This window comes from Pantoea sp. AG1095, assembly GCF_003208415.1.
Classification (GTDB): Bacteria; Pseudomonadota; Gammaproteobacteria; order Enterobacterales; family Enterobacteriaceae; genus Pantoea; species Pantoea leporis.
The window spans coordinates 273,424-289,337 of record NZ_QKMJ01000005.1 but is presented as its reverse complement, the minus strand read 5'-3'; the positions used below and the strand labels follow the sequence as shown (position 1 = coordinate 289,337).

General features: G+C 56.3%; 11 protein-coding genes and 3 tRNA genes. 10 read left to right on the top strand and 4 right to left on the bottom strand.

The genetic code is table 11. The annotated features are described in order from the left end of the window. Positions 1-17: 17 nt before the first annotated feature. Positions 18-953, top strand: a complete 936-nt coding sequence (gene mdh / locus DEU53_RS13455; RefSeq protein ID WP_101762852.1) for a malate dehydrogenase — start codon at positions 18-20, stop codon at positions 951-953. Between the two features lie 52 nt (positions 954-1,005). On the opposite strand, the gene mscM is transcribed toward mdh, so the two are convergent. The 3 genes from mscM to rsgA form a co-directional block, all read right to left on the bottom strand. Beyond that, positions 1,006-4,341 (bottom strand): miniconductance mechanosensitive channel MscM, encoded by a 3,336-nt coding sequence (mscM, locus tag DEU53_RS13450; RefSeq protein WP_110867441.1) that lies wholly within the window; start codon positions 4,339-4,341, stop codon positions 1,006-1,008. A 15-nt stretch (positions 4,342-4,356) separates the two neighbouring features. Next, complete coding sequence (gene asd, locus DEU53_RS13445) at positions 4,357-5,253, bottom strand: archaetidylserine decarboxylase (protein ID WP_101762854.1); 897 nt, start codon at positions 5,251-5,253, stop codon at positions 4,357-4,359. Between the two features lie 93 nt (positions 5,254-5,346). Next, on the bottom strand, positions 5,347-6,390 hold the full coding sequence (rsgA, locus tag DEU53_RS13440; protein WP_101762855.1) for a small ribosomal subunit biogenesis GTPase RsgA: 1,044 nt from the start codon (positions 6,388-6,390) through the stop codon (positions 5,347-5,349). 103 nt (positions 6,391-6,493) lie between these two features. Between rsgA and orn the strand changes: the two genes are divergently transcribed. From orn to DEU53_RS13420, 4 genes are all read left to right on the top strand, one after another. Next, entirely contained in the window at positions 6,494-7,042 is a 549-nt protein-coding gene (gene orn, locus DEU53_RS13435) for an oligoribonuclease (RefSeq protein WP_101762856.1), read from the top strand. A 308-nt stretch (positions 7,043-7,350) separates the two neighbouring features. Next, positions 7,351-7,426: transfer RNA gene (locus DEU53_RS13430), tRNA-Gly, on the top strand. 28 nt (positions 7,427-7,454) lie between these two features. Beyond that, positions 7,455-7,530, top strand: a tRNA-Gly gene (locus DEU53_RS13425). A gap of 197 nt (positions 7,531-7,727) precedes the next feature. After that, positions 7,728-7,803, top strand: a tRNA-Gly gene (locus DEU53_RS13420). Positions 7,804-8,238: 435 nt separating this feature from the next. Here DEU53_RS13420 and queG read toward each other — a convergent pair. Next, positions 8,239-9,378, bottom strand: a complete 1,140-nt coding sequence (gene queG / locus DEU53_RS13415; RefSeq protein WP_110867440.1) for a tRNA epoxyqueuosine(34) reductase QueG — start codon at positions 9,376-9,378, stop codon at positions 8,239-8,241. Here queG and nnr point away from each other — a divergent pair. From nnr to miaA, 5 genes are read left to right on the top strand one after another with little or no spacing between them, the layout of a single operon-like run. After that, a complete protein-coding gene (gene nnr, locus DEU53_RS13410) occupies positions 9,377-10,894 on the top strand; it encodes a bifunctional ADP-dependent NAD(P)H-hydrate dehydratase/NAD(P)H-hydrate epimerase (protein ID WP_110867439.1) in 1,518 nt (505 codons plus the stop codon). The genes queG and nnr overlap by 2 nt on opposite strands. 3 nt (positions 10,895-10,897) lie before the next feature. Further along, positions 10,898-11,374, top strand: a complete 477-nt coding sequence (gene tsaE, locus DEU53_RS13405) for a tRNA (adenosine(37)-N6)-threonylcarbamoyltransferase complex ATPase subunit type 1 TsaE (protein ID WP_061723444.1) — start codon at positions 10,898-10,900, stop codon at positions 11,372-11,374. Next, positions 11,371-13,026, top strand: coding sequence for an N-acetylmuramoyl-L-alanine amidase AmiB (amiB, locus tag DEU53_RS13400; protein ID WP_110867438.1), 1,656 nt, complete (start codon positions 11,371-11,373; stop codon positions 13,024-13,026). The genes tsaE and amiB overlap by 4 nt, the downstream gene beginning before the upstream one ends. A gap of 43 nt (positions 13,027-13,069) precedes the next feature. After that, complete coding sequence (gene mutL, locus DEU53_RS13395; RefSeq protein WP_110867437.1) at positions 13,070-14,923, top strand: DNA mismatch repair endonuclease MutL; 1,854 nt, start codon at positions 13,070-13,072, stop codon at positions 14,921-14,923. Beyond that, positions 14,916-15,857: a tRNA (adenosine(37)-N6)-dimethylallyltransferase MiaA gene (gene miaA / locus DEU53_RS13390; RefSeq protein WP_110867436.1), complete on the top strand. Its 942-nt coding sequence runs from the start codon at positions 14,916-14,918 to the stop codon at positions 15,855-15,857. The genes mutL and miaA overlap by 8 nt, the downstream gene beginning before the upstream one ends. The last annotated feature ends 57 nt before the right edge of the window (positions 15,858-15,914 follow it).

The window sequence follows — 15,914 nt, the reverse complement described above, 5'->3', positions numbered from 1 at the left end:
TTAATAAGGAGTTCAGGATGAAAGTTGCCGTTCTCGGTGCCGCTGGTGGTATTGGCCAGGCGCTCGCACTGCTGCTCAAAACGCAATTACCCGCAGGCTCAGCTCTCTCACTTTACGATATCGCCCCGGTAACGCCCGGTGTGGCGGTCGATCTCAGTCATATCCCAACGGCAGTCACCGTGGAAGGGTTTAGCGGTGAAGATGCTACGCCTGCGCTGCATGGTGCTGATGTGGTGCTGATCTCCGCGGGTGTGGCACGTAAGCCGGGCATGGATCGCGCCGACCTGTTTAACGTCAACGCCGGTATCGTGCGTAACCTGATCGAACAGGTTGCCAGTACCGCGCCAAAAGCGCTGATTGGCGTCATCACCAATCCGGTGAATACGACGGTGGCGATTGCGGCCGAAGTGCTAAAAAAAGCCGGCGTGTATGACAAGAATCGCCTGTTTGGCGTTTCCACCCTCGATATCATCCGTGCCAATACCTTTGTCGCGGCGTTAAAAGGCAAGCAGCCTAACGAGATTGAAGTGCCGGTGGTGGGCGGGCATTCCGGCGTAACGATTCTGCCGCTGCTGTCGCAGGTGAAAGGCGTGAGCTTCAGCGAGCAGGAAGTGGCGGATCTCACCAAACGTATTCAGAACGCGGGCACCGAAGTGGTGGAAGCCAAAGCCGGTGGCGGATCGGCGACGCTGTCGATGGGACAGGCAGCGGCCCGTTTTGGCCTGTCATTGATTCGTGCCCTGCAAGGCGAAGCCAACGTGGTGGAGTGCGCGTATGTGGAAGGCGATGGCGAATATGCCCGCTTCTTCTCGCAGCCGCTGCTGCTGGGCAAAAACGGCATCGTTGAACGCCGTCCGCTGGGCACGCTGAGTGCCTTTGAACAGCAGGCGCTAAACGGCATGCTGGAAACGCTGAAGAAAGATATCTCGCAGGGCGAAGAGTTTGTGAAGTGATGAACTCTAAGCGGCAATAAAAAACGCCCGGCATCTGCCGGGCGTTTTGTTTTTATAATCCGCCAGATTTGAAGGTTTTATTGGCGGGCGCACCGTTAGTCGCGGGGTTTTGCTTTCCTAACGTCTCCATGCGTACCTGGAATGGTGGGAACGGCATCTCAATGCCGTGCTCCTCAAAGCCGCGCAGAATCAGCTGATGCAGTTCATGGCGCAGCGGCATGCGATGCCCCATCTCCGCCGCATGCACGCGCAGTTCAAACAGCTGAATACCTTGCTGCAGATCGACCAGGAACACATCCGGCGCCGGCATATCGAGCACGTAGGTGCAGCGATCGGCTGCCTGCTTAAGAATGTTGGTCACTTCATCACTGTTGACTCTGGCGGGCGCTGGAATCGTCAACACCACACGCGTCACTGAATCCGACAGCGACCAGTTCACGAACTGCTCAGTAATGAAAGCCTTGTTCGGCACGATGATCTCTTTGCGGTCCCAATCGGTGATGGTGGTGGCACGCGTGTTGATGCGCGTGATGCTGCCCGTCAGGTCGCGAATGGTCACGGTATCGCCAATACGGATCGGTTTCTCAAACAGGATAATCAGGCCGGAGATAAAGTTAGCGAAAATCTCCTGCATCCCGAAGCCCAAACCCAGACCCAACGCAGCAACCAGCCACTGCAGCTTCGACCACTCAATGCCCATCATTGAGAAGCCAATCAAGCCGCCAATCAGCATCAAAGCATACTTGGTCAAAGTGGTAATGGCGTAACCGGTGCCCGGCGCCAAACTGAGATGCTGCAACAGCGCCAGCTCCAGCAGCGCCGGCATGTTACGCACCAGCTGCGTGGTGATGATCAGCACCAGAATCGCAATCAACACCGCACCCAGCGTAATCGCCTGCACGCTGTCCACGCCCTGAATGGTGGTGCTGGCATTCCACAGCGGAATGTTATCAAGGAAGCTAAACGCCGAGTGGATTTCTGACCACAGCACAATCACCGAAACCAGCGCAATCAGCGTCAGGATTGAACGCACCAGACGCAGCGACTGTGCGCTGATCTCGTCGAGATCAATGCTTGGCTCATCGATTTCAATGGTGTCAGCATTCGCTGGCGTTGATTGCTCTTTCTCTTCTTCGCTGCGCGCGCGGTTGGCCAGCATATCGGCACGACGCTGACGTGCACGGTCAAAGGCGATGCGGCGGCGCTGAATCAGCATCCAGCGGCGGATGATGTGATACACCACCAGCAGGAAGAACCAGATGCCCACCGAGGTTTCCAGACGCGCCAGCAGCGCCTGCGCGGTGGCGAGATAACCGATGCAGGAGGCGAGGGCAGCCACCAGCGGCAGGGCAATCATCAGGTTCCACAAAATGCGGTTTACGAAGTTATCGCCGTTGCCCTCTTTATCCAGATAGAGCGGAATACCGGCGCGTTTCAGGCTAACGGTAACGATACTCAGCGCGCCACAAATCAGGATGAAGCACACGCGTCCCAGCGTGCCGGAGAATTGCGGATCGTCGAGATTGGCAAAGGCGATCAGCAGCATGATCAGCGGCACAATCAGCCCCACCGACAGCGAGTAATAGCGCATGGCACGCGCCACGCGCGCTTGCGGCCAACGGAAATGCACCACAAACAAGCCATCGGGACGTGCAAACGCGGCGCTGATCATAAAGGCCCACAGCAGCGGCAGCGTGGCGGTGATGCCATCGCCAATCGCCACGGCGAATGGATAAGGCCAGGCATGCTGTAAACCGTAACCGAGCGCGGCCCACAATACCGGCAGCGGCACCGCCACCAGAATCGACCAAAATACCGTGCGCAGCGTCAGGCTGAAGCGGTCCTGCGTCACTTTACCGACGCGGCTGGCGGAGCGCTCCATAAAGGCGTTGTAGTGACGACGTGAGCTGATGCTGAAGCCAACCAGCAGAATCGCACCAATAATCGGTAACACGGTTTCGCGATTGGTAAACATCATCGCCAGCGCTTTGCCGAGCTGGCCGGCGGTATCCAGCGACAACAGACGCTTGAGATCCTGCGCCATCTCCACCGGGAAATTCAGGCCGATGGTATTAACGTCAGCGGTCCAGAACAGATAGCGATGCGTCGCATCTTTAACTTCGGCTAAGGCATCCTGCAACTGTGTATTGGAAACTTTGAGCTTGGTGATTTCCAGAATCAGCGTATCGCAACCGGAAATCAGTGAGTTCAGCAGTTCGCGCTGGGTTTTAAGTTGCGCTTCGAGGATGCGTACCTGATCGCTGCTGAACGGCGTGCCGTCATCCTGTTTGGCTTTGCGCAGTTCCTGCTGGCGCTCCAGCAGATCCTCATAATGCAGACGCTGCACCCGCAGCTGGCCCATTTCGCTGTCGATCTGCTGAGATTTCGGCATCTCCGGCAGACGGGCAACCTGCGCACGCAAGGCTTCGCCCAACAGATTGGACGCCCCCAGCCATTGCGACTGCTCACGCAACGTGCTCAGCGCCTGACGCACCTGCAAGGTCTGATTGGTGGCCAGACGCTGCTGCGAAGCGACTAAATCCATGCGCTGCGCTTGTTGATTAAGGTCTGCGGAGAGTTCGCGGTTAACGCGGAACTGATCGCTGATCGAACTCGGCAGATCGCCGCTGTTTTCCGCCAACTGCTCGGTGCGCTCCAGCGCCAGTTCAGCTTCGCGCTGGCGCTGATTGTTGAGCTGATTGCGCAGCGCCTGCAGATAGTTATCCAGTTGAGTCGCTTTGCGCTGATGCACCTCAGCGCGCATGCGCGCCAGTTCCTGACGGTTATTCGCCGAAAGCTGCGCCAGCTCTAACTCGTCCACGCGCGCTTTATTGGCGGCGTTTTCCGCCTGACGCGCGTAAATCTGCGCCTGCGCCAGCGGCGTAGTCGCCGTCGAAGCGCTCTGCGCGCGACGATCGCTTTCGGTCATCGCCCGGCGTGCATCGGTTTGCTGCTGCGGCAGCTGCGACAGTGAATCGCTGATCTCGCGCGCGCGATCCTGCTCCTGCTGCGCCTGGCGGCCTTCCTCCAGCAGCTGGCTGCTGACCTGCAACAGCTCCTGATCCAGCTCGGCGCTGCTCATATTGCTGCGCACCGCCTTGCTGCTGTCCGTCAGCGTGCCGATCTGCTGACGTAATTCGCGCGCCAGCCGCGGGAAATCATCAATCACCTGCTGATACTGCTTCGCGCGCTCCAGCGACTCATCGCGCTCGTTGAGGAAATTGATCGCCGATTCGAGCGCCTGCACCTGTTCAGTTTGCGCGGGTGAGCTTTTCGCCGATTTAGCCGCATCCAGTTCCTGCTTTAGCTGGCTGGATTGCGGAACGGTGGCTGCAAATACAGAACTGCTGAGCACAAGGCTCAGCAGCAAGGAGAGGAAAACACGCACGGGAGAGATTCCGGGTTATTTGCTAAGTGAGACGCTGTCGCCAGGCTGAGGCAGGGCGATGGCCAGCGGCTGACCGAGGCGGGTTTTGCTTTCGGCTTCAAGGCTTTCTGCCAGCTTCACGCGATTCGGCGCGAACAGGTTGATCACCGTTGAACCCAACTTGAAGCGACCCATTTCCTGGCCTTTCAGCAGCACCACCGCACCATCATGATCGGCAGACGGATAGCGCCAGCGTTTAATCACACCTTCGCGCGGTGGCGTAATGGTGCCCGCCCACACGGTTTCGATGCTACCCACAATGGTGGCACCGACAAGGATCTGCACCATCGGGCCATGATCGGTATCGAATACGCAGATCACGCGCTCGTTACGCGCAAACAAATTCGGGATGTTACGTGCGGTCAGCGGGTTGACGGAGTAGAGATCGCCCGGCACATAGATCATTTCGCGCAGGATGCCGTTACACGGCATATGCACGCGGTGATAATCGCGCGGGGCGAGATAAGTGGTAACAAACTCGCCGTCATGAAACTGATCCGCCAGATCGTCGTTACCGGCCAGCAGCGCCTGCAGGCTGTAAGTATGACCTTTGGCCTGGAAGATCTGATCGCCGGCAATGCGGCCCAGCTGGCTGATCGCGCCATCGGCGGGCAGCGCCAGTAAAGAGGCATCAGTATCGATCGGACGCGCGCCCTCTTTTAACGGACGCACGAAGAAATCATTGAAGGTGCGGTAGCTGCCGGTATGTGGCTTGCTGGCTTCCGCCATATCCACTTTGTAGTACCAGACAAATAGGTCGATGACCGCTTTAGTGAGCCAGCCACCACGGCGGCTGGCACCCCAACCGGCGAGCTCGGTGAGCCCTTTTTTAGGCAAAATATGATTCAGGCCGAGTTTAAAACGATCAAACACCGTTGCCTCCTGGCTTAATTACGTGTCGTTAACAAAAAAGGGGGCGGATTGTAGCAGCGCCCCAGCGCGTTGGCGAATGTGCCGTTGTACTGCTTAATCTGCGTCGGAGGAAAAGTTTTTACGCGTCTTTACCTGCGCCATACTTTCCAGAATTCGGTGGTAGTTATCGAAGCGGGAGATATCAATCTTGCCCTCTTCTACCGCTTCGCGAATGGCACAGCCAGGATCGGTATCGTGCTTACAGTCGCGGAAACGGCAACCGCCAAGGAATTCACGGAATTCGACAAAGCCGCGCGTCACTTGTTCCGGCTCCAGATGCCATAAACCAAACTCACGTACGCCCGGTGAATCGATCACATCGCCGCCCGCCGGGAAGTGGTAAAGGCGTGACGCGGTGGTGGTGTGCTGACCTAATCCAGAAACGTTCGACACATCGTTGGTCAGAATTTCAGCCGCTACCTCCAGGCCAAGCAGGTTATTAAGCAGGCTCGATTTACCCACGCCAGATTGGCCGGCAAAGATGCTGACGCGGCCGGTTAAGGCGCTTTCCAGTTCAACCAGGCCATCTTTGGCGTGGCTGGAAACCATCAAGACGCGATAACCAATGTTGCGATAAATTTCCATCTGCTCATCAACAAACGCGCGGCCTTCGGCATCTAAAAGGTCGGTTTTGTTGAGCACCAGCAGCGGTTCCACGCCAAGGGTTTCGCTGGCGACCAGGTAACGATCGATGATGTTGAGTGACAGCTCTGGCAGGATCGCCGAAACGATAATGATCTGATCGATGTTGGCGGCGATCGGCTTCACGCCGTCATAGAAGTCTGGGCGCGTAAGCACCGTCTTACGTTCGTGTACCGCTTCGACGATCCCTTTGCCGCCGCCAATGGCAGCGCGCCATAAAACGCGATCGCCAGTGACCAGCGAGCGAATAGTGCGGCGGATGTTACAGCGATGCACAACGCCTTCGCTATCTTCCACGTCTGCGTGCATGCCGAAACGGCTGATCACCACGCCATCAGCCGCTTCTCCAAACAGACTATCATCCGGCTCCGGCTTATCGCTCCGTTGCTGCAGACGACGCTGATGGTTGGCGCTTACGCGACGTTGTTGACCTTTCGACAGTTTGTTTTTACTCACGCATCCTCTCACGGCTTTCGCCAGGTTTCGCCCTGCTGGGCAAAACGTCTATGATACACCTGAAATGAGTTTAATGACGACTTTGGCAACAGGCGGGAAACGCATGACAGCTGGAAATGAAAACAACCTGATTTGGATCGACCTCGAAATGACCGGATTGGATCCGGAACGCGATCGCATAATTGAGATCGCTACCATCGTGACCGATGCCAACCTTAACATCCTGGCAGAAGGCCCGGTGTTCGCGGTGCATCAATCTGACGATCAGTTGGCGTTGATGGATGACTGGAACGTGCGCACGCACACCAATAGCGGATTGGTGGCGCGCGTCAAAGCCAGCGAGCACGATGACCGTGCGGCGGAACTGGCCACCATCGAGTTCCTGAAACAGTGGGTGCCGGCGAACACCTCGCCGATTTGCGGCAACAGTATTGGTCAGGATCGTCGCTTCCTGTTTAAGTACATGCCTGAACTGGAAGCCTATTTCCACTATCGCTATCTTGATGTCAGCACGCTGAAAGAGCTGGCGCGCCGCTGGAAACCAGATATCTTGCCAGGTTTTAAAAAGTCCGGTAGCCATCAGGCACTGGATGATATTCGCGAGTCCGTCGCCGAGCTGGCGTACTATCGCGAGCACTTCCTGCAGCTTTAACCGCCGCGGGTGCGCAGGAAATCATCAGGTTGTCGATAAAAGCAGCGAACGCGCGGAAAGCGCAAAATTTTGCTTTTAGACTCTTGCGACTGAAAGGATTTCTCGTATAATGCGCACCCCGTACCGGTGAAGAATTTGATTCGGAATTCGGAACGAAAAAGTAAAAGCAGTAACGGCGAAGTTCAGAATCGAGCATATTTATTTGATGCAAGGCGGCAACTGAACGAGTCACAGCGAGCTTACATCAGTAAGTGACCTGTGCGAGTGAAGGCAGCCAACGCAGCAGCAGATAAACAGGCGATGATTATGCGGGAATAGCTCAGTTGGTAGAGCACGACCTTGCCAAGGTCGGGGTCGCGAGTTCGAGTCTCGTTTCCCGCTCCAAACTTTCGTTGAGTAGTAAACCTCTAATGCGGGAATAGCTCAGTTGGTAGAGCACGACCTTGCCAAGGTCGGGGTCGCGAGTTCGAGTCTCGTTTCCCGCTCCAGAGTTTGTAGTAAACCATCCAAATCACGGATTTAGTCGTTAGCGTGATTGTTGTGACAAAAATACGAAGAGTCAGAATCGAGTATTTTAGTTTGCAACAAGGCGGCAACTGAACGAATCCCTGGGAGCTTACATGAGTAAGTGACCTGGGTGAGTGAAGGCAGCCAACGCAGTAGCAGACTAAAATACGAAGATTATGCGGGAATAGCTCAGTTGGTAGAGCACGACCTTGCCAAGGTCGGGGTCGCGAGTTCGAGTCTCGTTTCCCGCTCCAGATTTTCATATTCACTAATGTTATTTGCCCTTAGGCGCAATCAGAATTAAAACAGCTGCAGATCTTTTTTGATCGCATGCGACACCGTTTTTTTCTGGAAATTTTGCACGCCTCGCTAGCAGCGATAATGCTTGTTGTCTGATGCAGTTATCTTACAGGTTATCCACAATGTGCCTGCAAGCTTCTGACGGCGTTTTCCCCGTTGTTTAAAACTGTTTTGAACAGAGTTATCCACAAGCTCTGGACAAACCCCTGCGCGCTAAATACGACGTGAATATTTACAATAATCGCTTAATTGATTGATTTTTAAGTGGTTATAACTATTTCAGACTGTGATCTTGCCCTTAAGACGAAATTACGATCTCCGTCACGATTCAGTGGGATAATTTTATTCACAGCATGTGGAAAAGCGTTTTATCCTGTGCGACTGCTCAATCACGCATCACGTTGCAGGCCTTTTTCGACCGCGCGCACCAGCCGCTGTTTCTTCGCTGGCTGCACTTCTACCGCTTGCGCCGCGCGTTTCTGCAACTGCTGTGCAATCGCCCATTCAATATGCTCATCAAGCAGGGGATGTTCGCCGCTGCGCAATGCTAATGCCGCCATATTTTCTTCTGCCCAGGGCGCATTACCCAATGCCACCGCAATATTTCGCAACCAGCGCAAATGCCCAATACGCCGAATCGCTGAACCTTCGGTGATACGCAGAAATTTGGCTTCATCCCATTTGAACAGATCGGTGAGCGGTGGCGCATGCAGCACCGCGCGCGGCGAGAAATCATCTTCATCGGTTAACTGGCCGTAACGATTCCACGGGCAGATCAGCTGGCAATCATCGCAGCCATAAATTCGATTACCAATCAGCGGACGGAACTCTTCAGGAATTGCGCCTTCCAACTCGATGGTGAGATAGGAGATGCAGCGACGCGCATCGACCACGTAAGGTTCGACGATAGCGGAAGTGGGGCAGATAGTGATACAGGCGACACAGCGTCCACACTGCTCTTCCTGGGGCTGATCGACCGGTAACGGCAGATCAATCAGCAGTTCGCCGAGGAAGAACCACGAACCCGCTTCACGGTTGAGGATCAGCGAATGTTTGCCGGTCCAGCCTAAACCGGCTTTAGAGGCAATCGGGCGTTCCAGAATCGGTGCGGAATCGACGAATGGACGAAAATTGAGTTCGCCACAGTGCGCCTGAATCATTTCTCCGAGCTTTTTCAGTCGATTGCGCAATACTTTGTGATAGTCGCGGCCCAGCGCATAGCGGCTTACATAGCCCAGCTGCGGATTTTTTAAGGTGCTGGCAAAGGCGGCTTTAGCTGGAAGGTAATTCATGCGTACGCTAATCACGCGCAGCGTGCCAGGCAGCAGCTCATGCGGCCGCGCACGCATCATGCCGTGGCGCGCCATCCAATCCATCTCGCCATGATATTGCTTATCCAGCCACGCCTGCAGTTTGGGCTCTTCGGCGCTCAGATCGGTATCGCAAATACCGACCTGTTGGAAGCCGAGGTCGCGTCCCCACTGTTTAATTTGTTCAGCGAGCTGTTGAAGATCGAGAGGATATGACATGAGAAACCAGGCAATTGAAGCAAACGCGCGCAGTTTAACACACTCTGTCTGGCCTGCGCAGGCGATGGCGCAACTGGAACGCGATGCCGCCGATAGCCTGGGCTTAACGCTGTTTGAGCTGATGCAACGTGCTGGCCAGGCCAGCTATGAATTAGGCTGCCAGCTGTGGCCGCAGGCGCAGCATTGGTTGATCCTGTGCGGGCACGGCAACAATGGCGGCGATGGTTATGTGGTGGCGCGACTGGCGCAGGCAGCAGGATTGAATGTGACGCTGCTGGCGTGTGCGGGCAGTAAAGCTCTGCCAGAAGAGGCGCAGCAGGCGCAAGACGCATGGCTGGCGGCGGGCGGTGTGATTCACGCGGCGGATGCGCCCTGGCCGGAGCAGGTTGAGGTGATTGTCGATGCGCTGCTCGGCACCGGCCTGAATCGCGCGCCCGCCGATCCTTACGATCGCCTGATCACACTCATCAACGCGCATGCCGCACCGGTGCTGGCGATCGATATTCCCTCTGGTTTGCTGGCGGCTAATGGCACGGCGCCGGGCAAAACGGTCATCGCCGATCACACGTTGAGCATGATTACGCTGAAACCCGGCCAACTGACCGGCAAGGCGCGCGATTACGTTGGCGTTCTGCACAACCATGAGTTGGGCTTGTCGGCATATCTTGCCGCTGAGCAGGCACCGATTTCACGCTATGACGCCGGGGATTTAACGTGCTGGCTGAAACCACGTCGCGCTACTTCACATAAAGGTGATCAGGGGCGGCTATTGGTGGTCGGCGGTGACAGCGGCACGGCGGGCGCGATCCGCATGACCGGTGAAGCCGCCCTGCGAACCGGCGCCGGACTTGTGCGCGTGCTGACACATGAAGATAATATTGGCCCGATTCTCACCGCGCGACCGGAGTTAATGGTTGATGCGCTGAGCGATGAACGGCTGGATCAGGCGCTGGAGTGGGCGGATGTGATCGCCGTTGGGCCGGGGCTCGGCCAGCGCGATTGGGCTCAGAAGGCACTGAAAAAGATCGCGGCCAGTGAAAAGCCGATGCTTTGGGATGCGGATGCGCTTAACCTGCTGGCAATCAAGCAGGATAACCGTCAGAATCGCATCATTACGCCGCATCCCGGCGAAGCTGCGCGCTTGCTAGGGGTGAAAACCAGCGAGATTGAGAGTGACCGCTTACACGCTGCGCGCGCCTTGGCGAAACGCTACGGCGGCGTGGTGGTTCTGAAAGGCGCGGGCACGGTGATTGCCAGCGCGGCGGGTGACATCGCCATTGCCGATGTGGGCAACGCGGGCATGGCGTCTGGCGGCATGGGCGATGTGCTGAGCGGGATTATTGCCGCTCTGCTCGGCCAGAAACTTACATTACTTGATGCAGCCTGCGCAGGCTGTGTCGCGCATGGGGCAACAGCCGATGCCGTCGCGCGTCAGCGCGGTACTCGCGGCATGTTAGCCACTGATTTGTTCGAGCTGCTGTGGCAGTTTGTTAATCCAGAGATGATCCAACAATAAAGCATGAAGACCTGTGTTATCCCTTTGCCCGATGAGGCGGCAACCCTGAATCTGGGTGCGCAATTGGCGCGCGTCTGCAACAGCGCGCTGGTGATCTATCTTTATGGCGATTTGGGTGCCGGTAAGACCACCTTTAGCCGTGGTTTTCTGCAGGCGCTCGGCCATCAAGGCAATGTAAAAAGCCCAACGTATACGCTGGTCGAGCCCTACGAGCTCGGCTCTCGCACGCTGTACCATTTCGATCTCTATCGTCTTGCCGATCCCGAAGAGTTGGAGTTCATGGGCATCCGCGACTATTTCACCGGCGATGCGCTCTGTCTGGTGGAGTGGCCGCAGCAGGGCACCGGCGTGCTGCCTGAACCCGATTTAGCGCTGACGTTGCGCTACGTGGATGCGGCGCGTGAAGCCGAAATAAGCGCGGTTTCCGCCACGGGCGAAGCGCTGTTAACCCAATTCCAGCAAGGCAGGGATCCGGCATGATGTCACGGATGAAAATCATTGTACTGGGCTTGCTGTGCCTGTTTTCTGCCTCGGCGTTGTCTGCCACGTTATCGGATATCAAAGTCGAAAATGGCGATAGCCAGGCTACCGTCACGCTGAGCTTTAACGGTCAGCCCGTATATGGCTTTTTTCCGCTGCACAATCCCAATCGTGTGGTGCTGGATATTCGTCAAAGCGGCGCGATTAAAGGTTTGCCGCTCAATTTTAGTGGCGAAAATATTGTGCAGCGCATTCGCCATAGCCAGCCGAAGGATAAGCAAAGCCTGCGTTTGGTGTTCGAACTGACGCAGCCCGCGCAGACGCGCGCCAGCACGCAGCGCGATGGCAGTAATTATCGCGTGGTGTTCACCATTCGTGGGACGCAGCCAGCGAAGCGCCCGGCCGCTGCCGCGCCTGTTGCCACCGCGCGTGAAAGCCAGCCGAGCAGCAGCCAGGGCAATCCGTTCAACGCCAATCAGGTGACAGCGGTGACCAGCAGCAATACCACCGTGCGTCCCGGCAACTCGGTTAGTCGCAACGATGTGGTAATTGTGGCGATTGATGCCGGGCACGGCGGTCAGGATCCCGGCGCATCCGGCCAGCACGGTTTGCACGAGAAAAATGTCACCATCTCAATTGCGCGTAAGTTGAAAGCGCTGATGGATCAGGATCCGATGTTCAAACCGGTGCTGACGCGTAACGGCGACTATTTCATCTCGGTAATGGGCCGCTCAGAAGTGGCGCGTAAAGAGAACGCGAACCTGCTGGTATCCATTCATGCCGACGCCGCGCCAAATCACTCAGCCACCGGCGCATCGGTTTGGGTGCTGTCTAACCGCCGCGCCAATAACGAAATGGCGAACTGGCTGGAACAGAAAGAAAAACAATCTGAGCTGCTGGGCGGCGCAGGGGATCTGCTGGCGAACAGCCAGGCCGATCCCTATCTTAGCCAGGCAGTGCTGGATTTGCAGTTTGGTCATTCACAGCGTGTAGGTTATGACGTCGCCGTCAAAGTCCTGCAGCAGTTGCGCGGTATTACGCCGCTGCATAAGCGTCTGCCGGAACATGCCAGCCTTGGCGTTTTACGTTCCCCGGATATTCCTTCTTTACTGGTCGAAACCGGCTTTATTAGTAATGCCGCGGAGGAGCGGCTGCTTGGCAGCAGCGCGTATCAGGAGAAGATTGCTCAGTCGATTTATAAAGGCCTGCGCAATTATTTCCTTACGCATCCGCTGCAATCGATCCCAAAGGAGGAAAACCGGCCGCTGGACAGCGCACCAGCGGTTAGCGTCGCCAGCAACCCGGCGACCGGCACGGTGCAATATACCGGTGCAACGCAGCGTCATACCGTCACGCGTGGCGAAACGCTGTCGGGCATCGCGGCAAAATATGGCGTGAGCATGGCGACGTTACGTGAGATGAATAGCCTGAAACGCGATGTGGTTTGGGTGGGACAGCGCCTGAAGGTGCCCGCGAAATCCAGCGTCAGCGTGGCGGCGAGTCGTCCAACCCGGCATAAAGTGGTGCGCGGTGATTCCCTCACGGCGATTGCCGCGCACTATGGCGTGAGCTCAAAAGCCATCATGCAGGCGAATAATATGAAGTCGAGCAATGTGATGCTGGGGCAAAACTTAAAAATTCCGCAATCCTGATTGTTGGCTCCCCGTGAGCCAACCAGCCAGAAGGATCACCACCATGCCAATACAGATTTTACCGCCGCAGCTGGCGAACCAGATTGCCGCAGGCGAAGTGGTTGAGCGCCCGGCGTCGGTCGTAAAAGAGCTGGTGGAAAACAGCCTTGATGCCGGCGCCACGCGCATTGATGTCGATATTGAGAAAGGTGGCGCGAAGCTCATCCGCATTCGCGACAACGGCTGCGGCATCGCCAAAGCCGAGCTTGCAATGGCATTGGCGCGGCATGCGACCAGCAAAATTGCTTCGCTTGATGACCTTGAGGCGATCATGAGCCTCGGCTTTCGTGGCGAAGCGCTCGCCAGTATCAGTTCCGTTTCTCGTTTAACGCTGACTTCACGCACCGCCGACCAAAGCGAAGCCTGGCAAGCCTACGCGGAAGGGCGCGACATGGATGTGACGGTGAAACCGGCTGCGCATCCGGTGGGCACCTCGCTGGAAGTGCTCGACCTGTTCTATAACACGCCCGCTCGCCGTAAATTTATGCGCACTGAAAAGACCGAGTTTACCCATATCGATGAGGTGATTCGTCGTATTGCGCTGGCACGTTTTGACGTCGCTATTTCGCTTAGCCACAACGGTAAGTTAATGCGTCAGTACCGCGCGGTCAGTGAAGATGCGCAGCGGGAGCGGCGTTTAGGGGCCATTTGCGGCACCACGTTTATGCAGCACGCTTTACGCATTGAGTGGCAGCACGATGATTTAGCGCTGCGCGGTTGGGTCGCCGATCCTGAGGGTTCGCGCCAGGTTACCGATCTGCAATATTGCTACGTCAACGGACGCATGATGCGCGACAAGCTCATCAATCACGCGATTCGTCAGGCTTATCAAACGCAGCTTGGTGACGAGCAGCAGCCGGCTTACGTGCTATATCTGGAGATCGACCCGCATCAGGTGGATGTCAACGTCCATCCGGCTAAACACGAGGTGCGTTTTCATCAGTCGCGTCTGGTACATGATTTTATCTGGCAAGGCGTGATGAGTGCGCTGCAAGCCAGCCGCGCGCCGGAATTGCCCATCGCCCATGCCGAAGAACCAGCGCCAAAGTGGCAGCCAGAAAACCGTCAGGCGGCAGGCGCGAACCACTTTGCACAACCCAGCAACACGCCACGCAGCGGCGGCGCTTCTGCGGCCGCGAGTGCGAACTGGCAGAACAAAGAGCCGGTTTACAGTGCGCGTGAAGGTAATGCCTATAAGCAGTTGATGAAAACGCCGATGGTAGAAACGCCGCGCGCTGCGCCAGTTCCTGCCGCGGCTCCGGTACGTCTGCCGGAAAAGCGTGAAGCGCCGCTGGCCGCCCATGCGCAAAGCTTCGGCCGCGTGTTAAGCGTTTTGCAGGATCGTTATGCGCTGCTGGAACGTGGTAGCGCATTGCAATTGTTATCGCTGGCCGTGGCAGCGCGCTGGCTAAAACAGGCCCAGCTTGAACCAGGGGAAGAGGGTTTAAAACCACAGCCGCTCCTGATCCCGGTGCGCCTGAAAATTGCTGCGCCCGAGCTGGCTGCCATCGCCGATCATGCCGCGCTGCTGAGCCAGATGGGCATTGATTTACAACGAGAAGGGCAACACGTGACGTTGCGCGCGGTGCCTTTACCGTTACGAACACAAAATTTACAAATCTTGATTCCAGAACTGTTAGGCTACCTGGCCCGGCAGCAAGAGGTTTCTGCATCCACGTTGGCCCAATGGCTGGCGCGTCGAGATGATGCAGAAGACACTCACTGGAATCACTCGCAGGCGATTGCACTGCTGGCAGAGCTGGAAAGGCTTTGTCCGCAACTGCTTAAGTCGCCGCCTTCAGGTCTGTTACAGACCATTGAGATTGAGAGCGCGCTAAACGCGTTGAAGCATGAGTGAACTAAACCAGGCTAGCCGGCCAAAGGCAATTTTTTTGATGGGGCCTACCGCCTCCGGTAAGACGGCATTAGCGATTTCGCTGCGTCAGCAACTTCCGGTGGAACTTATTAGCGTTGACTCTGCCTTAATCTATCGCGGGATGGATATTGGCACGGCGAAACCGTCGGCAGAAGAGTTAGCACTGGCGCCCCATCGTTTGCTGGACATTCGCGATCCGGCGGAAGCGTATTCCGCCGCAGAATTTCGTCGCGATGCGTTGGCAGAAATGGCGGATATCACCCGGAAGGGGAAGATTCCGTTGCTTGTTGGTGGAACCATGCTCTACTTCAAGGCATTACTTGAAGGATTGTCGCCGTTGCCCTCGGCCGATCCCGAGGTGCGTCAGCGAATAGAGCAAATGGCGGCGGAGAAAGGGTGGGAAGCCTTGCACCGTCAGCTGTGTGAAATCGATCCGGTCGCCGGTAGTCGTATTCATCCGAATGATCCGCAGAGACTTTCGCGAGCACTGGAAGTTTTTTTTATTTCGGGTAAAACTTTAACGGAACTGACAAAAACCTCCGGCGAAGCGTTACCCTACGACGTGTACCAGTTTGCTATCGCACCTGCGAGTCGTGAACTGATACATCAACGCATTGCGTTGCGTTACGACCAGATGCTAGCGTCAGGATTTGAAGCGGAGGCTCGTGCACTGTTTGCGCGAGGTGATTTGCATACGGACATGCCTTCCATTCGCTGTGTAGGTTATCGCCAGATGTGGTCTTATTTGTCAGGTGAAATCGATTACGACGAAATGGTTTATCGGGGAATTTGCGCCACTCGGCAGCTCGCTAAACGCCAGATGACCTGGTTACGTGGCTGGCCTGAAGTACACTGGTTAAACAGTGATGAGCCAGAGTTAGCGCGTAATGCGGTGCTTAAGGTAGTTAGTGCGTAGCAGGGATGATTGTGTACAATTGGTCCGTTATCGTGCGCAAATTTTTACGCAGTTTTT

Coding starts and splice junctions, on each gene's coding strand:
- mdh (WP_101762852.1), top strand. CDS start 18: ATGAAAGTTGCCGTTCTCGGTGCCGCTGGTGGTATTGGCCAGGCGCTC.
- orn (WP_101762856.1), top strand. CDS start 6,494: ATGACAGCTGGAAATGAAAACAACCTGATTTGGATCGACCTCGAAATG.
- nnr (WP_110867439.1), top strand. CDS start 9,377: ATGAGAAACCAGGCAATTGAAGCAAACGCGCGCAGTTTAACACACTCT.
- queG (WP_110867440.1), bottom strand. CDS start 9,378: ATGTCATATCCTCTCGATCTTCAACAGCTCGCTGAACAAATTAAACAG.
- tsaE (WP_061723444.1), top strand. CDS start 10,898: ATGAAGACCTGTGTTATCCCTTTGCCCGATGAGGCGGCAACCCTGAAT.
- amiB (WP_110867438.1), top strand. CDS start 11,371: ATGATGTCACGGATGAAAATCATTGTACTGGGCTTGCTGTGCCTGTTT.
- mutL (WP_110867437.1), top strand. CDS start 13,070: ATGCCAATACAGATTTTACCGCCGCAGCTGGCGAACCAGATTGCCGCA.
- miaA (WP_110867436.1), top strand. CDS start 14,916: ATGAGTGAACTAAACCAGGCTAGCCGGCCAAAGGCAATTTTTTTGATG.